General features: G+C 68.9%; 22 protein-coding genes. 6 read left to right on the top strand and 16 right to left on the bottom strand.

What is annotated here, in order from left to right:
* The first annotated feature begins 188 nt into the window (after positions 1 to 188).
* Positions 189 to 791 (top strand): hypothetical protein, encoded by a 603-nt coding sequence (locus tag ACX9TP_RS07605; protein ID WP_482979059.1) that lies wholly within the window; start codon positions 189 to 191, stop codon positions 789 to 791.
* A gap of 206 nt (positions 792 to 997) precedes the next feature.
* Positions 998 to 1,684 carry a hypothetical protein gene (locus ACX9TP_RS07600; protein ID WP_482979058.1) on the top strand — a complete coding sequence of 229 codons (687 nt, stop codon included), beginning with the start codon at positions 998 to 1,000 and terminating at the stop codon, positions 1,682 to 1,684.
* A gap of 79 nt (positions 1,685 to 1,763) precedes the next feature.
* On the opposite strand, the gene ACX9TP_RS07595 is transcribed toward ACX9TP_RS07600, so the two are convergent.
* On the bottom strand, positions 1,764 to 2,879 hold the full coding sequence (locus ACX9TP_RS07595) for an isoaspartyl peptidase/L-asparaginase family protein (protein ID WP_482979057.1): 1,116 nt from the start codon (positions 2,877 to 2,879) through the stop codon (positions 1,764 to 1,766).
* 269 nt (positions 2,880 to 3,148) lie between these two features.
* Between ACX9TP_RS07595 and ACX9TP_RS07590 the strand changes: the two genes are divergently transcribed.
* The gene (locus tag ACX9TP_RS07590) at positions 3,149 to 3,817 is read left to right on the top strand and encodes a type 1 glutamine amidotransferase domain-containing protein (RefSeq protein ID WP_482979056.1); all 669 of its coding nucleotides are present in this window, start codon (positions 3,149 to 3,151) and stop codon (positions 3,815 to 3,817) included.
* 19 nt (positions 3,818 to 3,836) lie between these two features.
* Here ACX9TP_RS07590 and sufT read toward each other — a convergent pair whose 3' ends face one another.
* From sufT to ACX9TP_RS07555, 7 genes are read right to left on the bottom strand one after another with little or no spacing between them, the layout of a single operon-like run.
* Complete coding sequence (gene sufT, locus ACX9TP_RS07585; protein ID WP_482979055.1) at positions 3,837 to 4,379, bottom strand: putative Fe-S cluster assembly protein SufT; 543 nt, start codon at positions 4,377 to 4,379, stop codon at positions 3,837 to 3,839.
* A gap of 16 nt (positions 4,380 to 4,395) precedes the next feature.
* Positions 4,396 to 4,848 (bottom strand): Fe-S cluster assembly sulfur transfer protein SufU, encoded by a 453-nt coding sequence (gene sufU, locus ACX9TP_RS07580; protein ID WP_482979054.1) that lies wholly within the window; start codon positions 4,846 to 4,848, stop codon positions 4,396 to 4,398.
* Complete coding sequence (locus tag ACX9TP_RS07575; protein WP_482979053.1) at positions 4,845 to 6,068, bottom strand: SufS family cysteine desulfurase; 1,224 nt, start codon at positions 6,066 to 6,068, stop codon at positions 4,845 to 4,847. The genes sufU and ACX9TP_RS07575 overlap by 4 nt, the downstream gene beginning before the upstream one ends.
* Positions 6,065 to 7,495: a Fe-S cluster assembly protein SufD gene (gene sufD, locus ACX9TP_RS07570; protein WP_482979052.1), complete on the bottom strand. Its 1,431-nt coding sequence runs from the start codon at positions 7,493 to 7,495 to the stop codon at positions 6,065 to 6,067. Before sufD ends, ACX9TP_RS07575 begins: the two co-directional genes overlap by 4 nt.
* Entirely contained in the window at positions 7,492 to 8,283 is a 792-nt protein-coding gene (gene sufC, locus ACX9TP_RS07565) for a Fe-S cluster assembly ATPase SufC (RefSeq protein WP_482979051.1), read from the bottom strand. Before sufC ends, sufD begins: the two co-directional genes overlap by 4 nt.
* A 3-nt stretch (positions 8,284 to 8,286) precedes the next feature.
* A complete protein-coding gene (gene sufB, locus ACX9TP_RS07560; protein WP_482979050.1) occupies positions 8,287 to 9,723 on the bottom strand; it encodes a Fe-S cluster assembly protein SufB in 1,437 nt (478 codons plus the stop codon).
* Positions 9,720 to 10,238, bottom strand: coding sequence for an SUF system Fe-S cluster assembly regulator (locus ACX9TP_RS07555; protein WP_482979049.1), 519 nt, complete (start codon positions 10,236 to 10,238; stop codon positions 9,720 to 9,722). Before ACX9TP_RS07555 ends, sufB begins: the two co-directional genes overlap by 4 nt.
* Positions 10,239 to 10,423: 185 nt before the next feature.
* Between ACX9TP_RS07555 and ACX9TP_RS07550 the strand changes: the two genes are divergently transcribed.
* The 3 genes from ACX9TP_RS07550 (at position 10,424) to ACX9TP_RS07540 (ending at position 13,737) form a co-directional block, all read left to right on the top strand.
* Positions 10,424 to 11,623: an ABC transporter substrate-binding protein gene (locus ACX9TP_RS07550; protein ID WP_482979048.1), complete on the top strand. Its 1,200-nt coding sequence runs from the start codon at positions 10,424 to 10,426 to the stop codon at positions 11,621 to 11,623.
* Positions 11,624 to 11,722: 99 nt separating this feature from the next.
* A complete protein-coding gene (locus tag ACX9TP_RS07545) occupies positions 11,723 to 12,856 on the top strand; it encodes an AAA family ATPase (RefSeq protein ID WP_482979047.1) in 1,134 nt (377 codons plus the stop codon).
* Positions 12,853 to 13,737 (top strand): hypothetical protein, encoded by an 885-nt coding sequence (locus tag ACX9TP_RS07540; RefSeq protein WP_482979046.1) that lies wholly within the window; start codon positions 12,853 to 12,855, stop codon positions 13,735 to 13,737. The genes ACX9TP_RS07545 and ACX9TP_RS07540 overlap by 4 nt, the downstream gene beginning before the upstream one ends.
* Here ACX9TP_RS07540 and ACX9TP_RS07535 read toward each other — a convergent pair.
* From ACX9TP_RS07535 to ACX9TP_RS07500, 8 genes are all read right to left on the bottom strand, one after another.
* Positions 13,710 to 13,886 carry a hypothetical protein gene (locus ACX9TP_RS07535; RefSeq protein ID WP_482979045.1) on the bottom strand — a complete coding sequence of 59 codons (177 nt, stop codon included), beginning with the start codon at positions 13,884 to 13,886 and terminating at the stop codon, positions 13,710 to 13,712. The two genes, ACX9TP_RS07540 and ACX9TP_RS07535, sit on opposite strands and share 28 nt — an antisense overlap.
* Complete coding sequence (locus ACX9TP_RS07530; protein WP_482979044.1) at positions 13,883 to 14,182, bottom strand: hypothetical protein; 300 nt, start codon at positions 14,180 to 14,182, stop codon at positions 13,883 to 13,885. Before ACX9TP_RS07530 ends, ACX9TP_RS07535 begins: the two co-directional genes overlap by 4 nt.
* Positions 14,183 to 14,205: 23 nt before the next feature.
* Positions 14,206 to 15,060: a hypothetical protein gene (locus ACX9TP_RS07525; RefSeq protein ID WP_482979043.1), complete on the bottom strand. Its 855-nt coding sequence runs from the start codon at positions 15,058 to 15,060 to the stop codon at positions 14,206 to 14,208.
* The gene (locus tag ACX9TP_RS07520) at positions 15,060 to 16,142 is read right to left on the bottom strand and encodes a hypothetical protein (protein ID WP_482979042.1); all 1,083 of its coding nucleotides are present in this window, start codon (positions 16,140 to 16,142) and stop codon (positions 15,060 to 15,062) included. The genes ACX9TP_RS07525 and ACX9TP_RS07520 overlap by 1 nt, the downstream gene beginning before the upstream one ends.
* Positions 16,139 to 17,665, bottom strand: a complete 1,527-nt coding sequence (locus ACX9TP_RS07515; protein WP_482979041.1) for a hypothetical protein — start codon at positions 17,663 to 17,665, stop codon at positions 16,139 to 16,141. Before ACX9TP_RS07515 ends, ACX9TP_RS07520 begins: the two co-directional genes overlap by 4 nt.
* Positions 17,666 to 17,667: 2 nt before the next feature.
* Positions 17,668 to 18,480 carry a TadE/TadG family type IV pilus assembly protein gene (locus tag ACX9TP_RS07510; protein WP_482979040.1) on the bottom strand — a complete coding sequence of 271 codons (813 nt, stop codon included), beginning with the start codon at positions 18,478 to 18,480 and terminating at the stop codon, positions 17,668 to 17,670.
* Between the two features lie 215 nt (positions 18,481 to 18,695).
* Positions 18,696 to 20,255: a DUF4388 domain-containing protein gene (locus ACX9TP_RS07505; RefSeq protein ID WP_482979039.1), complete on the bottom strand. Its 1,560-nt coding sequence runs from the start codon at positions 20,253 to 20,255 to the stop codon at positions 18,696 to 18,698.
* Between the two features lie 24 nt (positions 20,256 to 20,279).
* A complete protein-coding gene (locus ACX9TP_RS07500) occupies positions 20,280 to 21,095 on the bottom strand; it encodes a hypothetical protein (protein ID WP_482979038.1) in 816 nt (271 codons plus the stop codon).
* Positions 21,096 to 21,448: the final 353 nt, after the last annotated feature.

The raw sequence follows: 21,448 nt of genomic DNA, 5'->3' as shown, positions 1-21,448 counted from the left end.
GTCTGCTTCATCGACGTGGAGCAGCAGGAGTAGCGCTGCCCGCTCGCGCGCCAGCGTGCCCCGGAAGCCACGGGGCGTGCGCTGGCGCGCGGGCCTCGCTGGACCACCGCGGCGCACTGCATTAGGACTGGAGTTGAAGCGCGAGCGCCGGGTCGGGCCCTGTCACTCCCTCAATGGAGCGGTTCCGAATGCGTCGGCTGAAGCTGCTTCTGACCTGTGTGGTTCCGCTCCTGCTCGCGGGTGCCGGTGGGACGGACGCGGTGAGGGAGGGCTCCACCGGGGACGTGGCTCCGGTGGACCGGAGCACCTTCGTGGAGGGGACCACGGGGCAGGGCGATGGAGTCCTGCCCGGTGCCTTTCTGCCTGAAGGCTGGGAGCACCTCGTCTGGGGGGCTGGCACGGGCCCACTCGATGGCGCCGTTGCCGTGCGGCCTCCGGTGCGGCGCGGAGGCGCGGCAAGGGCGCTGCGTCAGCCTCCACTGCTCGCTCCTGCCCGGCCGACGCCGCTGCAGGCCCAGGTTCGCGCGCAGCGGACCGCGAACCAGGCGGTGGTGCTCCAGGCGAGGCAGGCCTACTTCCAGCGGCTCAAGGAGGCGCAGGCGACGTATCCCAACAGCCCGGGCTACGAGAACCACCACCTGATACCCAGGTACCTGGGAGGTCCGAAGGCGGGGCAGACGAACCGACTGCCCACCGCGTACCACAAGGCCATTACCCAGGCGTTCCGCCGTGAGTGGCAGTACGGTCAGCCGCAACCCAGCCCTCAGCGACTGACGGACATCCTCGTGTGAGTCTACGCTCAGTATCCGATTCCCCAGCTCATCGGCATCACTCCTTGAACATGCGCGAGACCTTCGAGTTCAGAATCGCGGAAGAGCGCGCCCGGAAGTTCCTTGAGCCCGGCGTGGGTACTCCCCTGGGCGAAAGTTTGCGGAAGGTGATGCTTCCAGGTGATGACCGACTCGTTCAGGAGATCGGCAACATCGAGCGGTCTCAGATGAAGAAGGGAGACATCTTCTTCACCTACTGGCGCATCCATCGCAAGTACACGCAGGAAGAGCTCGAATCCGCGGAGCTGCTGAACCTCATCATCCGCACGTACTTCGAGCCGCCGGGTACCGATTTCGGCACGGAGTACGACGAGTCGGCCGCGTGCACGCACTGTGGCGCGGGAGCACCCTTGAAGTCCGAGCTCATCCTCAACACGAAGCGCGTCTCCAGGAACAAGGACATCGCCCAGACCATCGCAGGCGAGGTCGTCGTGTCCTCCCGGTTCGTGGCGGCCTTCCAGCAACATGGCCTGCGGGGAGCGGAGTTCCGTCCCGTCCTCCACAGCGGGCGCAGGAGCACCCCGTCCTCCGAGTGGTTCCGCCCCGTGTTCACCTCGAAGCCCCTGACGCTGGATTCGAGGACGGTGGCGGGAAACCACCCCTTCGACCTCGACGAGCGCAATGAGCACCGTTGCCCCAAGGGACACCTCGCGGGGCTCAACCAGGTCTCCGAGCTGTACCTGAAGCGCGCCAGCCATGATGGCAGCGACCTGTGCCTCACCGACAAGTACTTCGGCTGCCGACGCGGCGACCTGCGGCCCGAGCGCCGGTTGCTCATCTCCCCCAGGCTGCGCGACGTGCTGAAGGCCATCGACGCCAAGGGCTACACGCTGGAGGTCGCCCACTTCGTCTGAATCCCGCGGACGACGGCCCTCCTCACCGATTCACGAGGAGGAGGGCCCGTGCGGCGTCAGGAGGAAGAAGCGCATCCCCCTACTTCGCCTCGATGGGCGGCGGCCCGTCCTTGAAGATGGCCACGTGCGGCTGGCCGTCCTCGCCCATGTAGCCGCGGTACATCCCGCTGGAGTTGAAGGGCGTGGCGACGTTGCCCTGCTTGTCCATGGCGATGATGCCGCCCTCGCCGCCGGCCTTCAGCAGCACGTCGTTGATGACGAAGTTGGCGGCCTCGGGCAGGGGCGACCGCTGGTACTCCACGCGGGCGCAGATGTCGCGCGCCACGGTGTAGCGGATGAAGAACTCGCCGTGGCCGGTGGCGGAGACGGCGCAGCCCGGGTCGGCATAGGTGCCGGCGCCGATGATGGGCGCGTCACCCACGCGGCCGAAGCGCTTGTTCGTCATGCCGCCGGTGGACGTGCCCGCCGCGAGGTTGCCGGCCTGGTCCAGCGCCACCGCGCCCACGGTGCCGAACTTGTGGTCTCCCGTCACCGGGTCATACCCGGGCTGGAGCGAGGACGACGGCGGCTCCCCGCGCTCCTTCTGCAGCGCGCGCTGGAGCCCCTGCCAGCGCTCCTCCGTGTAGAAGTACTTCGGGTCCACCAGCTCCACGCCCTGCGTCTTCGCGAAGGCCTCGGCGCCGTCGCCCACCATCATCACGTGCGGCGACTTCTCCATCACCGCCCGGGCCAGGTCGATGGGGTTCTTCACGCGGTGCAGGCCCGCCACCGAGCCCGCCATGCGCGTCTTGCCGTCCATGATGGCGGCGTCCAGCTCGTTGACGCCGTCATGGTTGAAGACGGCGCCCTTGCCCGCGTTGAAGTGCGGCGAGTCCTCCAGGATGCGGATGGCGGCGCCCACCGCGTCCAGGCTGCTGCCGCCCCTGGCCAGCACGGCGTGGCCGGCCTGGAGCGCCTGGGTGAGCACGGCGCGGACCTGGGCCTCGCGCTCGGGGGAGAGGTTCTCCCGGGAGATGACGCCCGCGCCGCCGTGGATGACGAGGCCCCACTTCGGCTTCACCGCGGGCGCATCTTTCGTGGAGAGGCGGGACTCCTCCACCCGGGCGGACTCGACGCTGGTGCAGCCCACGGGGCCGAGCAGCAGCGCGGTGCCCGCGAGCAGGCCACGGTGAAGGGGAGAGAGCGAGGCGAACATTCGGGGGACCTCCGGGAGCATCCGAGGGGACGAGGACCGCGCGTCATCAACCGGAACCGCCTGGGAGGAGCGCACGCCGTGTGCCGCCACCCACCGGTTCGCCGGGTCGGTAGCACGCCCTCCAGGGAGGCACAACGCCCCAGCCGCGAGCGCTGACGGGCCGGAGGGAGAAGGGCCTCCCTGCCCGCCCCCTCCTCCATTCACGGAGCCGCCGGCCATGCACAGGGTCAGGAACGACAACCTTCCTTTCCGGATGACAGGGGCGAGAGATGAAGAAGCTCAAGGGGCTGCGAGTGGCCGTGCTGGCGGCGGATGGCTTCGAGCAGGTGGAGCTGACCCTTCCCGTCAAGAAGCTGAAGCGCGAGGGCGCGGACGTGACGATTGTCTCGCTCCACTCGGGGAAGATTCGGGGGATGAACCACCTGTACCCGGGGAAGCGGGTCGACGTGGATGCGACGCTCCACGAGGTGAAGGCCGCGGACTATGACGCGGTGCTCATCCCTGGCGGCCTCGTGAATCCAGACACCCTGAGGCAGAGCGCGCTGGCGCAGGACTTCGTGCGCGACGCGGACACGCTGGATTTACCCATGGCCATCATCTGCCACGGGCCGTGGCTGCTGGTGTCCGCGGGTCTCATCGAGGGACGCAAGGTCGCCTCGTGGCCGGCCATCAAGGACGACGTGAAGAACGCGGGCGGCGAGTGGGTGGACGCGTCCGCCGTCCGGGACCGCAACTGGGTGTCCAGTCCGGGCCCGCAGCACATGCTCGCGTTCCTCGACGGCATGGTGGAGCTGTTCGCGGAGAAGATGCCGGAGGTGGAGGCGCGCGTCCCGGCCCACGTCGAAGCGCCCCGGAAGCGGTGGCCGAAGCTGCTCGCGGGGAGCCTGGCCACGGCGGTGCTCGGCGTGGGCGCGCGCAGGCTGGCGGCCCTGCGCTGAAGTCACCGCCGCCGCGCCGTCACATCCACCCGAGCTGGAGCTTCGCCACGTCCGTCATCCGGTCCTGGCTCCAGGGCGGGTCCCACACCAGGTCGACGTTGGCCTCCTTCACGCCGGGCACGGAGGACACCTTCTGCCGCACGTCGTCCACCAGCACCGGGCCCATGCCGCAGCCGGGTGCGGTCAGCGTCATCTGGATGTCCACGCGCTGCCCACCCTCGGGCAGCGGCTCGGCCTTGCACGCGTACACCAGGCCCAGCTCCACGATGTTCACCGGAATCTCCGGGTCATACACCGTGCGTAGCTGCTCCCAGACCTGCTCCTCGTTGAAGGTGCCGTCGTCGGCGGCGGCCTTCTCCTTCGGCGCGTACTCCTCGCCCAGCGCACCGCCGTCCCTCTCGTCGATGCGGAAGAGCTGGCCGTACGGGTCCTGCACGGTGATGTTGCCGCCGAGCGTCTGCATCACCCGCAGCTCCGCGCCCGCCGGCAGCAGCACCCGGTCTCCACTGGGGATGATGGTGGCGGATACGTCCTGCCCCAGCACCGCGGTCATTCCTCTCATGGTGCTCATCCCTCCCCTACTCCGTGGACACGGCCTCGCCGCGTCCGTCCAGCGCCGCGCGCAGCGTGTGCCACGCGAGGCTCGCGCACTTCACCCGGGCCGGGAACTCGCTCACGCCGGACAGGACGGCCAGCTTCCCCAGCGCGTCCACGTCCATGCCCTCCGGCCCCTCCGTCACCAGCTTGTGTACCCGCTCGAAGAGGGCCTCGGCCTCCGAGCGTGTCTTGTCCTTCACCGCCCCCGTCATCAGCGACGCGGACGCCTTGGAAATCGCGCAGCCCTGCCCCTGGAAGCCGATGTCGCGGATGACGTCGCCCTCCACCTTCAGCGTCACCGAGAGCTGGTCGCCGCACAGCGGGTTGTGCCCCGCGGCCTCGGCGTTGTGGCCCTCCACCACGCGGTAGTTGCGGGGCCGCTTGGAGTGCTCCAGGACGACCTCCTGGTACAGGTCCGACAGGTCCGAGCTCACTTGAACACCTCCAGCACCTTGTGCAGCCCGCGGACGAGCGCGTCCACGTCCTCCGTCGTGTTGTAGAGCGCCAGCGACGCCCGCGACGTGGCCGGCACCTTGAAGTACTGCATCACCGGCTGCGCGCAGTGGTGCCCCGTGCGGATGCAGATGCCCTCGCGGTCCAGAATCGTCCCCACGTCGTGGGGATGGATGTCTTCCAGGAGGAACGACAGCACCGCGGACTTCTCGCGCGCGGTGCCCACGATGCGCAGGCCCGGCACCGACTCCAGCGCCTTGGTCGCGTACGCCAGCAACTCCTGGTCGTGCGCGGCGACGTTCGCCATCCCCAGCGCCTCCAGGTATTGGATGGCCGCCGCCAGTCCCACCGCGCCCGCCAGGTCCGGCGTGCCGGCCTCGAAGCGGTGCGGCACCCGGTTGTAGGTCACCTTCTCCATGGTGACGGAGAGGATCATGTCCCCGCCGCCCTGGTACGGAGGCAGCGGCTCCAGGCGCTCCAGGCGGCCGTACAGCACGCCGATGCCCGTGGGGCCGAACATCTTGTGCCCGCTGAAGGCGTAGAAGTCGCAGCCCAGGTCCTGCACGTCCACGGGGAAGTGCGTCACCGCCTGCGCCCCGTCCACCAGCACGGGGATGCCCTTGGCGTGCGCCCGGCGCGTCAGCTCCTTCACCGGCACCACCGTGCCCAGCGCGTTGGAGACGTGCGTCACCGCGAGGATGCGCGTGCGCTCCGTCATCAGCGCGTCCACGGCGTCCAGCTTCAGCTCGCCGCGCTCATCCACCGGGATGACCTTCAGCACGGCGCCGGTCTGCTCGCACAGCATCCGCCAGGGGACGATGTTGGCGTGGTGCTCGATGTGCGTAATCAGCACCTCGTCGCCCGGGCCCAGGTGCTTGCGGCCGTACGTCTGCGCCACCAGGTTGATGGCTTCGGTGGTGCCGCGCACGAAGATGATTTCCTTCGCGTCGCGGGCGTTGATGAAGCGGCGCACCGTCTCTCGCGCGCCCTCGTAGGCCTCGGTGGCGCGCTCGGAGAGCACGTGGACGCCGCGGTGCACGTTGGCGTTGTCGTGCTGGTAGAAGCGGACGATGGAGTCGATGACCGCCTGCGGCTTCTGAGAGGTGGCCGCGCTGTCCAGGTACACCAGCGGCCGGCCCCGCACCTCCTGACGGAGGATGGGGAAGTCGGCGCGAACCTTCTGCACGTCGAAGCCGCTCATGCCCGCACCTCACGCCGGGCCGCGCCCGGAAGCTTCAGGGCCAGCAGGCCCTCTACCCTGTCGCGCACCGGCCCCGCCGGCACCGCGTCCACCACCTCGCGGGCGAAGGCATACGTGAGCAGCCGCTCGGCCTCCGCCTGCGGAATCCCGCGCGAGCGCAGGTAGAACAGCGCCGCCGCGTCCAGCCGCCCCACCGCCGCGCCGTGCGCGCACTTCACGTCGTCCGCCAGGATTTCCAACTGCGGCCGCGCGTCCGCCTGCGCCGACTCGGACAGGAGCAGGTTGCGGTTCTGCTGCCGAGAGTCCGTGCGCTGCGCATCCGGCCGCACCCGGATGAGCCCGTGGAACGTGCCGCGCGACGTGTCGTCCAGCACGCCCTTGTACAGCTCGCGGCTGGTGCAGCGGGGTACCGCGTGGTCCAGCGCGGTGCGGTTGTCCAGGTGCTGCGCGCCCCGGCCCACGTAGAGGCCGTTGAGCGTCGCGTCGCCGCCCTCGCCCGCGAAGGCGGAGTGCACCTCGTTGCGGGACAGCGCGCCGCCGAAGGAGAAGGCATGCGACGCGAAGCGGCTGTCCCGCCCCTGCCGCACGTGCAGCCCGCTCACGTGCACCGCCGCGTCCGACTCCGCCTGGAGCTTGTAGTGGTGAAGGCTGGCGTTGTCCTCCAGCGTCACCTCCGTCACCGCGTTGGTGAAGGTGGAGCCCGTGCCCACGCCCGCGTACGTCTCCACCAGCGACGCCTCGCTGCTCTCGCCCGCGAGCACGAGGATGCGCGGGCTGGCCAGCACCGGCGCGTCCCCGAGCGTGAGGAAGAGGAGTTGCACCGGCACCTCGCTCACCGTGCCCGGGGCCAGCCGCAAGAGCGCGCCGTCCTCCAGCAGGGCCGCATTGAGCGCGGTGAGCGCCGACTCGCCGGCCAGCGCCCGCTGTCCCAGGACGGCCTCCAGCAGCTCACCGTCCTCGCGCAGCGCGTCCCGCAGCGGCTTCAGCGTCAGCCCGCGCGGAAGTCCGGCCAGCGACGACAGCTCCGGAGCCAGCCGCCCGTCCACGAAGACGAGCCGCGGGCCCGGCAGCCCGAGCCGCTCCACCACCGCCGACAGCGCTCCCGAGCCGCGCGCATCAGCGGCCGGAATGAACGTTCCTTCCGCACCGGTCGCCAGCCGCCCCGCCCCGGTCGGAATGAACGTTCCTTCCGCGCCGGTCGCCAGCCGCCCCCCGCCCCGCGTCTCTCCAGGTGGAAGGAACGTTCCTTCCGCGAGCGGCGCCAGCCGGGTGTACTTCCACGCCTCATCGCGATTCGTCGGCAGCCCCAGCCGCTCCAGGTGCGCAAGCCCCTCGGCGCGCACGCGCTTGAGCCACGCCGGCGCGGACGCGTCCGCCGCATGAAGGCGCGAAGCCACGTCCAGGTAGTGCGCCAGGGCCGGCGTCATCGCCGTGCCTCCCCGCCCTTCGGTGCGCCCGGCTTGCCGTCCTGCAGGCCCAGCCAGCCGTAGCCCTTCTCCTCCAGCTCCAGCGCCAGCTCGCGCCCGCCCGAGCGGATGATGCGGCCCGCCGCCATGACGTGCACCCGGTCCGGGACGATGTAGTCCAGCAGCCGCTGGTAGTGCGTAATCAGCACCATGCCGCGCTCCGGCGAGCGCAGCGCATTCACGCCGCCCGCCACCGTCCGCAGCGCGTCGATGTCCAGGCCCGAGTCCGTCTCGTCGAGAATCGCCAGCCGCGGCTCCAGCACCGCCATCTGGAAGATTTCGTTCCGCTTCTTCTCGCCGCCGGAGAACCCCTCGTTGACCGAGCGGTTCATGAACGCCGCGTCCAGCTGCACCAGCTTCGACTTCTCCTTGGCCAGCTGGAGGAAGTCCATCGCGTCCAGCTCCTCCAGCCCCCGCACCCGGCGCTGCGCGTTGAGCGCGGTGCGCAGGAAGTGCAGGTTGCCCACGCCCGGAATCTCCACCGGGTACTGGAACGCCAGGAAGACACCCGACGTGGCGCGCTCCTCGGGCGACAGTCCCAGCAGCGGCTTGCCGTCGAACAGCACCTCGCCCTGCGTGACTTCGTAGCCGTCACGGCCCGCGAGCACGCTGGCCAGGGTGCTCTTCCCGGAGCCGTTGGGGCCCATGATGGCGTGCACCTCTCCGGGGCGCACCTCCAGGTCGATGCCCTTGAGGATGTCCTTGCCCGCCACGCGGGCGTGCAGATTGCGAACGGTCAGCAGTGCCATGACCTACCCCACGCTCCCTTCCAGACTCACTCCGAGCAGCTTCTGCGCTTCCACCGCGAACTCCATCGGGAGTTCCTTGAACACCTGGCGGCAGAAGCCGTTGACGATCATCGACACCGCGTCCTCCTGGGAGATGCCGCGCTGCCGGCAGTAGAAGAGCTGGTCCTCGCCAATCTTCGACGTGGACGCCTCGTGCTCCACCTGCGCGGACGCGTTCTTTACCTCGATGTACGGCACCGTGTGGGCGCCGCACTTGTCGCCGAGGAGCAGCGAGTCGCACTGCGTATAGTTGCGCGCGTTCTCCGCGCTCTTCAGCACCTTCACCAGGCCGCGGTACGTGTTCTGCCCGCGTCCGGCGGAGATGCCCTTGGACACGATGGTGCTGCGGGTGTTCTTCCCGATGTGCACCATCTTCGTGCCGGTGTCCGCCTGCTGCAGGTTGTTGGTGAGCGCCACCGAGTAGAACTCGCCCACCGAGTCATCGCCCTTGAGGATGACGCTCGGGTACTTCCACGTAATCGCCGAGCCGGTCTCCACCTGCGTCCACGAAATCTTGGACCCGCGGTGCGCAATCCCGCGCTTGGTGACGAAGTTGTAGATGCCGCCCCGTCCCTCCGCGTCGCCGGGGTACCAGTTCTGCACGGTGGAGTACTTGATGTTGGCGCCGTCCAGCGCGACCAGCTCCACCACGGCCGCGTGCAGCTGGTTGGTGTCGCGCTGGGGCGCGGTGCAGCCCTCCAGGTAGCTGACGGTGGCGCCCTCGTCCGCGACGATGAGGGTGCGCTCGAACTGGCCCGTCTCCGCCGCGTTGATGCGGAAGTACGTGGACAGCTCCATGGGGCAGCGCACGCCCCTGGGCACGTAGACGAATGAGCCGTCGCTGAACACCGCCGAGTTGAGCGCCGCGAAGAAGTTGTCCGAGTACGGCACCACCGAGCCCAGGTACTTCTTCACCAGCTCCGGGTGCTCGCGCACGGCCTCGGAGAAGGAGCAGAAGATGACGCCCGCCTTGGCGAGCTTGTCCTTGAACGTGGTGGCCACGGACACCGAGTCGAAGACGGCGTCCACCGCGACGTTCTGCAACAGCTTCTGCTCGTGCAGCGGAATGCCGAGCTTCTCGTACGTCTTGAGGATTTCGGGGTCGACCTCGTCCAGGCTGCCCTTCTTCGGCTTCTGCTTCGGCGCCGAGTAGTAGCGGATGGCCTGGTAGTCGATGGCGTTGTACTTCACGGCCTGCCAGTTCGGCTCCTTCATGGTGAGCCAGTGGCGGAAGGCCTTGAGGCGCCACTCGAGCATGAAGGCGGGCTCGCCCTTCTTCTCGGACAGCTGGCGGATGACGTCCTCGCTCAGCCCCGGGGGGAAGGTGTCCGACTCCACCTCGGTGACGAAGCCGGCCTCGTACGGGCGGCGGGTCAATTCCTGGAGGGTGTCGGTGCTCATGAACGGACTCCTGTGGCGGAAGCGGAAGCGGTGGGGGCGGCGCCGGCCGGAGCCGCGGGCCGCGACGGCACACCCAGGCCCACCAGGCGCTCGGGGATGCGGGGCGCGGGGGCGACGAGGTCCGCCAGCGTCAGCCGGCCCAGCGCGTCTTGAATCGCGGTGTTGATGAGGCGCCAGTGGCCGCGCACGTGGCACACGGACTCCAGCTCGCACGGGGCGCCGCCCGAGGTGTGGACGCCGCACTCGGTGAGGGCGACGGGGCCCTCCAGCGCAGTGACGAGCTCCGCCAGGGTGAGCTCGGCCGGTGGGCGAGCCAGGCCATAGCCGCCGTTGGCTCCGCGGTGGGACACCACGAGGCCCGCCTGGAGCAGGCTCTTGAGCACCTTGCTGGCCGAGGGCAACGGCACGCGGGTGCGCGCCGCCAGCTCGCGGGTGGTGCGCGTGTCACCCTCCGCGCGAGCCAGCTCGGTCATCAGCACGATGCCGTAGTCGGTCATCTTGCTCATCCGAAGCATGGGTGCGGGTGTCTCCTCTCCGGGTCGGATACCTGCGGGGGCCCCGGGACTCCCGGGGGGCGTCATATGTAATGTGGACCAGTTCAGTCCACATTGCATTTTGAGGCACTGGCCGGGAGCCGCTGGTTGGAGGGCAGGTAGGAGAGGGCTAGGGTGGCAGGCCCCGTCCCGGAGGAGCCCACACGATGCGTCGTCCCCTGCTGCTGCTCGCCACCCTGGCCCTGGCCGCGGTGGCCTGCGAGAAGAAGTCCACGCCCGCGCCCGCCGAGCCCGCGCCGGGCGGCCAGAGCGCCGGGGCCCAGGCGCCCGGCCCGGCCCCGGCGGATGCGAACACCATCCTGCTGGGCGAGGTGGGCAGCCTGACGGGCTCGGAGGCGACCTTCGGCGTCTCCGCGCGCAACGGCATCGAGATGGCCATCAACGAGGCCAACGCGGCGGGTGGGGTGAAGGGCAAGAAGCTGGCCGTGCGCGTGTACGACAGCCAGGGCCGTCCGGAGGAAGGGGCCCAGGCGGTGACGCGGCTCATCACCCAGGACAAGGTGGTGGTCATCCTGGGCGAGGCGGCGTCCTCGGTGTCCATGGCGATGGCGGAGAAGGCACAGGCGGCGAAGGTGCCGATGATTACGCCGACGTCCACGAGCCCCGAGGTGACGAAGAAGGGCGACTACATCTTCCGCGTCTGCTTCATCGACCCGTTCCAGGGCCTCGTCATGGCGAAGTTCGCCCGGGAGAACCTGAAGCTGTCGAAGGTGGCGATGCTGCGCGACAACAAGAGCGCGTTCTCCATGGGGTTGGCGGACGTGTTCAACGAGAAGTTCACGGAGTTCGGCGGCAAGGTCGTCGGGGACGAGAGCTACTCGAAGGGTGACACGGACTTCCGCGCGCAGCTCACGGCGCTCAAGCAGCTCAAGCCGGAGGCCGTCTTCGTGCCGGGGTACTACACGGACGTGGGCATCATCGCGCGGCAGGCGCGCGAGGTGGGGCTGAAGGTGCCGCTCTTGGGCGGTGACGGCTGGGATTCCGACAAGCTTTTCGAGCTGGGCGGCTCCGCGCTGGAGGGCAGCTACTTCTCCAACCACTACTCGCCGGACAACCCGGACCCGAAGCTCCAGCAGTTCCTGGCGAAGTACAAGCAGACCTATGGCAGCGTGCCGGACAGCGTGGGCGTGCTGGCGTACGACGCGGCCCAGGTGGCGATTGAAGCGATGAAGCGCGCTCCTGACTTGAGCGGCCCGGCCCTGCGCGACGCGATTGCCGCGACGAAGGACTTCCCGGGCATCTCCGGCCGCATCACGCTCGACGCGAATCGCGACGCGGTGAAGGAGGCCGTGGTGCTGAAGGTGGCTGGTGGGAAGGCGGAGTTCGTCACCACCGTGAAGCCGTAGAAGGCTCCGGGCGGTTCCAGAGAAGAATGTGGCGCCCCTCCGGCCAGATGCCCATCATCGCCGGAGGGGCGTTTTCAGTTTGAGGTGAGGAGGCGGTTCATGGAGTTCACGCTGGAGGTGCGCAACTTCCGTGGCCTGCGCCGCGTCGAATGGACGCCCTCGGGTGTGTGCGCCGTCGTGGGGCCCAACGGTAGCGGCAAGACGACGCTCATCGATGTGCTCCAGCTCTTGAGCGATGCGGTGAGCCAGGGCTTCACCAGGGCGCTGGAGCAGCACGGTGGCGCCCATGGCCTGCGTCACTTCGGAGCGCCTGATGATGAACCGGTCCTTTTTGGCGCCCGGCTCGGAAACATCCATTGGACGTTCCAGCCGGAAGTCAGCCTCGGCCCCGGAGGGGCTCGCATTCCCTTCACCGAGAAGTTCCTGAAGGACAATACGGTCATCTTCGAGCAGAACCGAGAGAGTCCCTCGGCCGGACGTCATGGGTCTCATCTGCCGGATGACCGGTTGTTCCGCCACGTCCCCGATGAGCTGGTCCTCGGTACTTCCAAAGAGGATGTCCTGGGCCTCATGTCGAGGATGGGTGGCTACCGTCACCACCGTCATTACTCGCTCCCATCCCTGCGCACCGAGGGCTCTCGACTGAGCGGGGAGCTGACGCTCGCAAAGGATGGACGCAACGTCTTCTCGGTCCTGATGAATTGGCGCAACCGGCGGGACGAGGCTGAGCGCATCCGGTTCGTCACGGACAACCTGCGAACCTGCTTCCCAGAGTTGATGGAGGACTTCTCCTTCCCCATCGCCGCCAACATCGTCTCGTGCGAGGTACATACGCCGCGCGGAGACACACTGACACCCAGCCTGCTGCCGGATGGATTCCTCGTCATGATGATCCATCTCTGCGCCATCGCGTCTACGGAGGAGCACTCCGTCGTAGCGGTCGATGAGCCGGAAAACGCGCTGCACCCCTTCGCCATCCGGCAGTTGGTCGCGGCATTCAGGGAGTGGTCTGACAAGCACGATGTCACCGTGCTCCTGGCGACCCACTCGCCCGTCCTGCTCGATACCTTCAAGGAACATCCCGAGAAGGTCTTCGTCATGGAGCCGGGCCACGACGTATTGCCGGTGCCGCTCGACAAGCTCAAGACGCGGAACTGGCTGGCACACTTCTCGCTCGGAGACCTCTACGAGCGCCTCCAATACGGAGCGCCGACAGGGGTCGAAGAAGAGTGAGCGCACGTGTCGGGCTGCTGGTGACGGGGAAGTGCGAAGAGAAGGCCCTGGCGGACTCCCTGGGACGCATCTTCCCCGAGGCCCGATTCGAAGTTCTCAACCGCATCGAGTCCTTCACCAGCGCTGACCTGCGGGACGTACCGGAGTCGAACGTACCGACGACGCTCGATAAGTTCGCCAGGAACATCGTCGCGGCAGTGGAGGACGAGCCACCTACTCTGGTGCTGGCCATCGATGACCTGGAGCTCGTCAATGCGCCCCATCCCGAGCTGGTCGGGAGCCGCGTCCGGGACGCAGTCCGCCGGCATCTCGAAACCCACGACTGGTCGTCGGAAGCCACGCGCCTGAAGGTTGTCGACCGCGTCCGGGAACGCTGCTCGTTCCACCTGTTCGCGCCCATGGTCGAGGCCTACTTCTTCGCCGAGCCCGAGGCGCTCAAGCGCGCAGGAGCAACACGGCCTGCACGCCTCGACACCACCACCGCGCCCGACCTGGAGGACTTCCTCACGGACGACCCGGATTTCCTTCAACACCCCAACGTCCCGCACCAGCAGAAGCGGAAGTCCTGGGCGAACCCGGAGCGCGCCCGGCATCCAAAGCACTACCTGCGCTTCCTCTGCGAGCCGACGAACCCCCTCACGGACCGCTACGCGGAAACACGCGGAGGAGCCGCCGCCCTGAGCCATCTCGCGTGGAGACAGGTGTTCGAGCACGCGGACCGTGTCCGCCTCGCCCGCTCCCTCTTCGAGGACATCGCCGACGCGCTCGGCGTCGCACACCCGTTCCCTGGGAGAACCACCCGGCCACGGCGAGCTTCAAGACGGCGAGCGTCCTCCGAAACCTCTGACAGCCGTCAGGGAATGGGCGACTGGATGATGTAGTAGATGCCCTGGAAGTACCGCTGCAGGCCGTTGATGAGCTGCACCAGGAACGGCCAGCCCAGCACGGTGAAGCCCAGCATCGCGGCGGTGATGGCGGAGTACTCCACCATCGCCTGACCGCGCGCTCTCGCGAGCAACCCGGCCTTCATTTCCCACCTCCAGCGGGCGCGGGAGCGTTCCCAGGCACCGGTACCTTGGCAGGAGGAGGCGGCGCCTTCGCCGCGCTCTCACAATCCTCCAGACACTTCTTCTTCGTGTCCGCGACGAGCTTCTGGCACTTCGCCAGGGCCGCGCCCGCCTTCGCTATCTGCTTGCAGGTATCGTCGAAGGCGACCGCGTCGTCTTCACACCTGCGCGTGCACGCATCCGCCGCGCCCGCGGGCCCGGCGGCGAGCCACACCCCCAGCCCGGCCAGCACGGCCAGCGCCCCCTGGGTCATCTTCATCGGTCCTACCCTCCAGAATCCCGTCATGGCGTGCCGCCCCGTCGCAGCAGGGACAACTGCAGCTCCACGCCCGGAGCACGCTCGCGCAGCACCGCCCGGCCCCGAGTGCCCTGCCGCTCCAGCTCGAAGGCGACGCCCCCCGTCTGTATCGGCTCCGTCCCCCCCGCCTGCCAGCCCTGCTCCCGCAGCACCGCCCGGTACCGCGCCTCCGCCCCTCCGAGCGTGTCCTCCGGCATCTTCCCGGACACCACCTGGTGCGTGGCCCCCTCCATGTCGAACGTCATCGCCATCGGCTCCATGAGCCCCGACGGCACCGGCACCCACGCCGGCACGCCCCGGCCCCGCTCCAACAACCCCTTCACCTGTCCGGACGACACGAAGACCAGCGTCTCCCCGCCCTGCGCCAGCACCGACACCAGCCGCACCTCGAGCGAGTCCGGGCTCCAGTAGCCCACGTACCCACCATTGTCCCCGTGCGTCTCCCGGACGACGGGCAGCCCCATGTCCAGCAGCACCTTCGCGTAGTGCCCCAGCACCTGCGCCGGCGTGTCCCGGGTGGAGAACCACGCCACCGCCATGGACGTGTCCGGTCCCAGGTAGTCGGCCGCCAGGACCTCGGGGCGGCTGCTCGTTCGCGGGTAGGGCGGGAAGTGCGACAGCGCCCGCTGGAGGATGGCCTCCTCGGCCGGCGTGCGCGTCAGCCCGCGCGTGGAGCCCTCCTCGCCGTGCCCGGGGAACGCTGGCGGCTCCCACTCTCCCGACGGCGCGCTGCCGCCGTACGAGACGCGCTCCCAGGCGAAGCCGATGAGGCCGCCCACCACCGCCACGGAGAACAGGAGGGCGGGGATGCGGACGGCCCGCCCGGACGCCGCCACCATCAGCAGGGCTCCTCGGGCTTGCACCCCATGTACCCGGTGCTGCGCGCATCCCAGGTCTTCTCGTTGCCGTCCTGGTCCCAGTCGCGCCACTCGCTGTTGAAGTAGCTCTGCGAGCTGCCCTGCTGGGTGATGCTCTCCTCCGGCGGGCCGTCCCCGAACGCCTTGATGGCCATGCTGGCCTCGCGCGGGTCATCGCCCGCGGGCTTGCCGTCCAGGCTCATGTTGTCCTCGAGCAGCTTGTTGCTGATGGCCTCCTCGACGTAGTCGGAGGCCGCCTGCTGCATGTCCGAGTACCCCTGGTTCTCCTGGTGCTTGTACAGGTGGGACACGCGCTCGAAGAGTTCCCCCGACTTCGCGCCGGGCCGGATGTCGGCGGGCTCGGTGAGCGCCCAGGTGTCGGTGACGACGGAGAGCCGCTCCCACGGCAGCAGGTAGACGTCGCCGGCCACGCCCCCCGGGTCCGCCTGGTACGTGCCGCCCCGGGCGTTGTTGTGGACGCCCGCGCCCTTGTCCTGCTTGTCCTTGGCCAGGTCCACCCTGGAGAACTCCGCGAAGACGCTGCGCTGCAAGAGGTAGTTCTGCACGCCGATGCGCGCCGAGCAGCGGATGAGGCCACCCTTGCCGTACTCGTCCATGTACGACTGGTGCATCGACACCCCGTACGCGCCCACCTCGGAGCCGCCCCCGTTCAGCGTGCACTCCACCTGCTGGGAGCCGGGGTTGAGCCAGCAGGCGTGGGACACGATTTCCTGGTGGTGGATTTCCTCGTCCCCGCACTCGCGGGGATTGGGGCCCGTCTCGAAGCTGTCGATGCCCGACTCGTGGTCGCAGTACGTCTGGCGCGCGTAGCCCTGGACCATGCCGAAGCCCGCGAAGCTCTCGCCGCCCTGCGGCGCCTTGGCGTAGTCCTGGACCACGTAGTCCCAGACGGTGGCGAGCGCGGCCTCCTGCGCATCCAGGGTGTGGCGCAGCAGGTCGTCCAGGAAGAGCGAGTAGAGGAACACGGGGATGATGACCAGCATGCTCAGCGCCAGCTCCACCGAGGCGGCGCCCCGGGCCGCACGGGCCTGCGCGCGCCTCACAGCGACACCCCCGGCACGCGCGCCAGCTGGGCCGCGTCCTGGTTGCCCGCCGCCTCCAGCACCTGCCCCGCCTCGTCACCGTCCCGGAAGGGGTGCAGCTTCGCGCGCCAGTAGGGGCCGAAGAGGTTGGGCGGCTCGCGCCAGCCGTTCTCCCCGAAGCGGTGGTAGTAGACGAGCGCCTTGGACAGGCCCACGCCCTCGTCCGCGGACAGGGTGATTCTGCCCGAGCCCTGCGCGCCGTGCTTGAACTCCAGCGTGGCGGAGGAGTTGAGCTCCCAGGGCGTCTTCTTCGGGTCCCCGCCCCGGAACTGCTTGGTGACGTAGCTGTACACGCGCGGCTGGCCCCAGTCCCGCGTCGCGGAGGGGTTGGCGCGGAACTTCATGAAGCAGTTGCCGGACTGCGAGCAGGCCGTCAGCGCCCGGGCGTTGACGCCCTCGAACGGGTGCTGGCCCGAGTGCGCGCCGCTCGGCTCGTGGCCGCCGTTGCTCTGGTCGCTCCAGACCTCCGCCGAGTAGGGCGACGTGCCCACGCCGTGCTTCCACTTGTGGAAGATCATCCCCTCCTCCGACGCCGCCACCACGAGGCCCGAGTTGCCGCCCTGCTGGCCGGAGCCGTTGACCTCGCCCTTGTCCTGCACCGTCTTCGCCGTGCCCACGTGGCGCAGCACCTGGTAGTTGCCCTCGTTGGGGATGTCCTCGAACTTGTCCATGAAGTCCGAGTGCAGGTACGGAGGAATCTGGATGGAGGGCATGCCGCCCGTCTCACGCGTCGCCGGCCAGCCGGAGCGGCTCGCGTTGGCCACCTCCGTCATCACCCGCGCGCGGGCCTCGGGCTCGGTGCTCTCCACGCTGCCCTCGCAGTCCATGCCATCCACCGCGCAGTTGAACTCGTTGGCGTTCATGCCGCCCACCTGCTGCGCCAGGAAGGTGGCGCCGGGGGCGTTGTATTCCGTCAGCTGCTCCAGCCCGCCGCTCCTGCCGTCCTTCACCGACTTGAGCGTGTTGTCGTGGACCGACCGCTGGGCGATGTGGAGGTTGTCCACCATGAGGTCCAGGCCCTTCATGGCGTTGACGAAGCCCGTCTCCCCGCCTCGGACCTGCTTGTCGTAGTCACTGCCCTCCTGGCTGAACCGGCTGGCAATCTGCACCGCCTCGGCGGCGTGGAAGCAGTGCTCGATACAGGTGTAACACATGCATCGAATCACCTCGATGGCGGCAATCTGGTAGAAGTTGTTGCGCGCCGCGCGCATCATCTCGCCCGTGACGCTGGCGGCGGCCACGTACGCGTGGATGCTGTTCATGGCCACGTACGAGCCGGCGATGGCCCGGTTGCCCACCGCGTAGTAGTTGAGCGCGCGCGCCTCCAGCACCGCCATGGAGTAGGCCAGCGCGTCGCTGTGCTGCTGCAGGCTCATCTTCTGGCGCAGCGCATGGCTGAGGTTGAAGCTCAGCGTCACCATCAGCGCGAGCACCAGGAGGGACAGGGCGCTGAGCACCATGGCCTGCCCGCGGCGTGCCCTCATCCTCATTCGTAGGAGAACGGGAACTTGCATAGGTTGCTCTCGGGCAGGCTGTTCTTGTTCAGGTAGAAGTTGGATTGCATCCGCATGGTGTAGGTGGCGCGGATGGGCATGATGTAGACGTCCTGCGCGGCCGCGTCGTCGTACGTGCTCTCCGACTTGCCGGCGCTCGCGAACCTGCGCCCCTGCACCTTGTCCTTCTCCGCCTGCTTCATCTTCCCCATGCGCAGCACGGACGTCACCTCACGCCCGCGGGCCGCGTGGTAGATGACCCAGTCCGCGAAGGGGATGATCATCCGGTAGTTGAAGGTCACCTGGACGCGCAGCTTGGTGCGCGTGCTCTCCCGCCACCCGTCCGGGCTGGTGTTCTTCGGGTCATCGAAGTCCAGCTCCGACGAGCCGGAGGTGATGTCCGACTTTATCGGCCCGCAGATGGTGACCTCCGCGTACTTCAGCGAGACGCCGGGCATCTCGTTCGTCGACAGCTCGTTCCACTTGGTCTCGAACTCGCTCGCGCTGCCGACGGGGCGGATGACCTCGATGCCGTCCTGGCCGCCCGTGCGGGTGCCCACCATGGGCAGCAGCACCGCGAGCGCGGCCTTCTCCATCACGTCGACGTTGGCGTTGTGCAGCGAGCCGGCGCGCACCGCCTTGTAGGCGGCGTACTTCGTCATCAGCCGCGCCTGGTGCATCAGCCCCAGCTGGAGGATGCCCAGGATGAGGAAGACGAACAGCGGCAGGACGATGGCGGACTCCACCGCGGCCTGGCCCGACTGGGTCTCCGTCCCCGCGCGGAGTGGATTCGTCGAGCGACGCATGTGCGGAAACTACTTGGGGTTTCCAACATGGGGCAATTCCGACAAGTGGCCGCGCGAGCACGCCCGGACAGTGAAGCCTCGCTGCAAACAGACAGACGCAGCGCATGCCCTAAGTGGTTCCACGGAAGGTGTAGACGTCAGGCCCCAGCCATTTTCCCATTCGCTACGAAAACAGGGCCGCTCCCCGCCTGCTCGCCTGCCGCTGAAGCAGGGAATTACCGGCGCTTCACGATTTCCTGGATGAGCTCCACGTAGCGGCGGTTCTTGGGGTTGAGCTTGAAGGCCTTGCGGAAGGCGTCTTCCGCCAACGGCCACTGCGCCTCGCCCTGCGCCACTTCTCCGAGGAAGGCCCAGCCCTCCTCCAGGCCCGGCTCCTGGCGCACCACGTCCTGTAGCTCCTGGAGCGCGAGCCGGCCATGCGCCTCCGGCTTCATCAGGTAGCGCGCGAAGGCGCGGTGGGCCTTGTAGAGCGGCTTCGGGTCGATGTCGCACGCGTACTCGAAGTACTCGAAGGCGCCCGCGAAGTTGCGCGCGTCCAGCCGGCGCTTCGCCTCGTCGAACTGGGTGCTGGCGTCCAACAGGTCCGTGCGGATGCGGAACTGCTCCGCCGTGCTGGGCCGGTTGGTGCCGCGCTCCTTCTCCCGCTGCGCGGCGCGCCGCTTGCGCCAGAGCAGGTTCTGCTCCGCGTCCGACAGCGCGCCGAAGGCCTTCGCGTACGCGGCCAGCAACGCCTCGGCCTTCTCGCGCAATTCGGGCGTCTGGAAGCGCAGCGGCGAGTGGCGGTCCGCCCAGGCGAAGAACGCCTTGCGCAGCGGCACCGGCTGCACGTCCTCCGGCACCTCCAGCAGCGTGAAGGGGTCCTTGCTGCGGTGCGCGAGGAAGGCGCTCACCAGCGCGTTGCGCGCCGCCTCGTCCTCGTCGGAGAAGGGCGTGCCCTGGGGCTGCTGCGCCACGGGCACGGGCGCCGGAGTCTCCACGGGCACGGGGACGGCCACCGGCTCTGGCACCGGGGCCGGCGCTGCGGCGGCCAGCTTCGCCGCGCGCTCGTCCACGTCCTCCGAGAAGCCCGACACCTCCAGCAGGCACAGCGCGTACAGCCGCCGCAGCACCGTCTCCGTGTCGAAGCCGGTGCGCTCCAGCAGCTCGTTGAAGGTGGGGCGCTGGCGCAGGGCCTGGAAGAGGCGCGCGTCCTTGGAGGACAGCTTCAGTCCCGCCTCCACGCCGGGCATCTGCCCGAAGCGGCGCTCGTCGGTGAAGGTGAAGTGCGTGGCCACCGCGTCGAAGGGCATCACGCTGGCCACGCCGGTGAGGATGAGCTGCGCGGTGTTCATGCGCACGCTCGCGTCCGGAGTCTCCACGTCCGCGATGAGGCGGTACTTCGCGTCCGTCCACCGGAAGCAGTCGAGCAGCTTGTGCGCGAGGTTGGCCTGCAGCTGCTTGTAGAGGTCGAAGGGGCTGATGAGCCCCTTCTGGATGAGCAGCGCGCCCATCTGCAGGCCCGACGACACGCTCTCCGCCAGCGTCTTCTGGTAGTCCGCCTCGGCGAGCCGCCCCTTCTCCACGAGGTACTTGCCCAGCGTCTCGTGCAGCAGGTTGGACTGGCACGCCACCGGCGCGCCGTCCTCGAAGACGATGCGCTTCTCGCGCTGGCGCACCTTCAGCTCCAGCGTGCAGGTGCGCTCCTCCACCATGAGCGAGTGCAGGAGCAGCGGGAAGGGCGTGTCGGCCAGCGTGCCGTCGCGCTGACGGAGCACCTGCGAGGGCGTGGGGAACATGCGGTGGGTGCCTCCGGTGCGGCGCTATTCGCCCAGGTCCTCTTCCAGGCCCGAGGCCGTGGGTGCCTCATCGTAGTACCCGTGGCCGTACGTGGGCGGGTTGGACTGCACCTGGCGCATCACCCAGCCGGCGGAGCCCAGCACCACGGCCAGCGCCGCGGCGTACATCAGCGGCCGGCTGGGACGCGCGCGCCAGGCCCACTTGCGCTCCCGGCGGCGCTGGAAGCGCGGCGCCACCACGTAGTCGCTCCACGACAGCTCGCGCATCCGCTGCGCCTCGTCCGCCCGCCCCGCCTTCGCCAGCGCCTGGGACAGCAGGTAGCGCCCCTCCACCGAGCCGTGCCGCACGGTGTTGAAGCGCTCCAGCGCCTCCACCGCGCCCTTCGCGTCCCCGCGCTTCAGCCGGAAGCGGCCGCGCTCCAGGTGGATGGCGCCGAGCTGGTAGCCCTCGTCCAGCCGCTCCGCCTCGTCCAGCAACAGCTCGCCCCGCTGCGAGTCCCCGGCGCCCAGGTAGGCCACGCCGAGCAGGTACAGCGTGTCCACGTCGTCGTCGCCCGCCTCGAGGTTGGGCTTGAGGATGTCCACCGCCTCCGCGTACCGCTTCTGCGCCACGCGGATGTCCGCCAGCTCGTGCCGGGCGCGCCGCTCATGCGGGTTGGTGAGGATGACGCCGGCCAGGTGTCCCGCGCGCTGGAAGCGCTTGAGCATCCGCACCGGGCTGGGCAAGAGCTGCCACGTGAAGCGGTCCGCCGTGAAGACGATGACCACCATCAACGCCAGCGCCACCCACGGGCTGCCCGTCAGCATCGTCAGCAACACCCACAGTATCCACTTGCTCATTCGCCCCTTGGCTCCTTCACAGGCGCCGCACGGTATCAGGGCGAGAACGCGCACAGGGTGAGGATGCGCCGTACAGACGGGATGCGCGTTCCGCTGGCTCGCCGGGACGGCAGCAACCCGGGCTTGCAGCCTGGCAGCCGTTTACGCACCCGGGTGCTCGATGAACCGGAGGGTCGTCTGCGAGGGAGGCGCTGACCTGCTCCGCCGACACGTCGGTCGCTCTATACCCAGTGCTATGCGGGCGGCTCCAGGCACGTCAGGCCCGCGTCCCCCATGCGGCCCTTTTCAGCCCCTCTACAACCGCCCGCACCCTCAATCAGGCCCCTATCCCTCCTCTATAGTCTTCCAGGTGG

The sequence above is a fragment of the Pyxidicoccus sp. M15 genome, from assembly GCF_056858435.1.
Note: the sequence above shows the minus strand (reverse complement) of the source record. Positions and strands in the feature narration are given on the sequence as shown.

Coding starts and splice junctions, on each gene's coding strand:
- ACX9TP_RS07500 (WP_482979038.1), bottom strand. CDS start 21,095: ATGAGCAAGTGGATACTGTGGGTGTTGCTGACGATGCTGACGGGCAGC.
- sufT (WP_482979055.1), bottom strand. CDS start 4,379: ATGAGAGGAATGACCGCGGTGCTGGGGCAGGACGTATCCGCCACCATC.
- ACX9TP_RS07550 (WP_482979048.1), top strand. CDS start 10,424: ATGCGTCGTCCCCTGCTGCTGCTCGCCACCCTGGCCCTGGCCGCGGTG.
- ACX9TP_RS07605 (WP_482979059.1), top strand. CDS start 189: ATGCGTCGGCTGAAGCTGCTTCTGACCTGTGTGGTTCCGCTCCTGCTC.
- ACX9TP_RS07525 (WP_482979043.1), bottom strand. CDS start 15,060: ATGGTGGCGGCGTCCGGGCGGGCCGTCCGCATCCCCGCCCTCCTGTTC.
- ACX9TP_RS07555 (WP_482979049.1), bottom strand. CDS start 10,238: ATGCTTCGGATGAGCAAGATGACCGACTACGGCATCGTGCTGATGACC.
- ACX9TP_RS07510 (WP_482979040.1), bottom strand. CDS start 18,480: ATGCGTCGCTCGACGAATCCACTCCGCGCGGGGACGGAGACCCAGTCG.
- sufB (WP_482979050.1), bottom strand. CDS start 9,723: ATGAGCACCGACACCCTCCAGGAATTGACCCGCCGCCCGTACGAGGCC.
- sufD (WP_482979052.1), bottom strand. CDS start 7,495: ATGACGCCGGCCCTGGCGCACTACCTGGACGTGGCTTCGCGCCTTCAT.
- sufC (WP_482979051.1), bottom strand. CDS start 8,283: ATGGCACTGCTGACCGTTCGCAATCTGCACGCCCGCGTGGCGGGCAAG.
- ACX9TP_RS07505 (WP_482979039.1), bottom strand. CDS start 20,255: ATGTTCCCCACGCCCTCGCAGGTGCTCCGTCAGCGCGACGGCACGCTG.
- ACX9TP_RS07545 (WP_482979047.1), top strand. CDS start 11,723: ATGGAGTTCACGCTGGAGGTGCGCAACTTCCGTGGCCTGCGCCGCGTC.
- ACX9TP_RS07515 (WP_482979041.1), bottom strand. CDS start 17,665: ATGAGGGCACGCCGCGGGCAGGCCATGGTGCTCAGCGCCCTGTCCCTC.
- ACX9TP_RS07530 (WP_482979044.1), bottom strand. CDS start 14,182: ATGAAGATGACCCAGGGGGCGCTGGCCGTGCTGGCCGGGCTGGGGGTG.
- ACX9TP_RS07595 (WP_482979057.1), bottom strand. CDS start 2,879: ATGTTCGCCTCGCTCTCTCCCCTTCACCGTGGCCTGCTCGCGGGCACC.
- ACX9TP_RS07590 (WP_482979056.1), top strand. CDS start 3,149: ATGAAGAAGCTCAAGGGGCTGCGAGTGGCCGTGCTGGCGGCGGATGGC.
- ACX9TP_RS07600 (WP_482979058.1), top strand. CDS start 998: ATGAAGAAGGGAGACATCTTCTTCACCTACTGGCGCATCCATCGCAAG.
- ACX9TP_RS07535 (WP_482979045.1), bottom strand. CDS start 13,886: ATGAAGGCCGGGTTGCTCGCGAGAGCGCGCGGTCAGGCGATGGTGGAG.
- ACX9TP_RS07575 (WP_482979053.1), bottom strand. CDS start 6,068: ATGAGCGGCTTCGACGTGCAGAAGGTTCGCGCCGACTTCCCCATCCTC.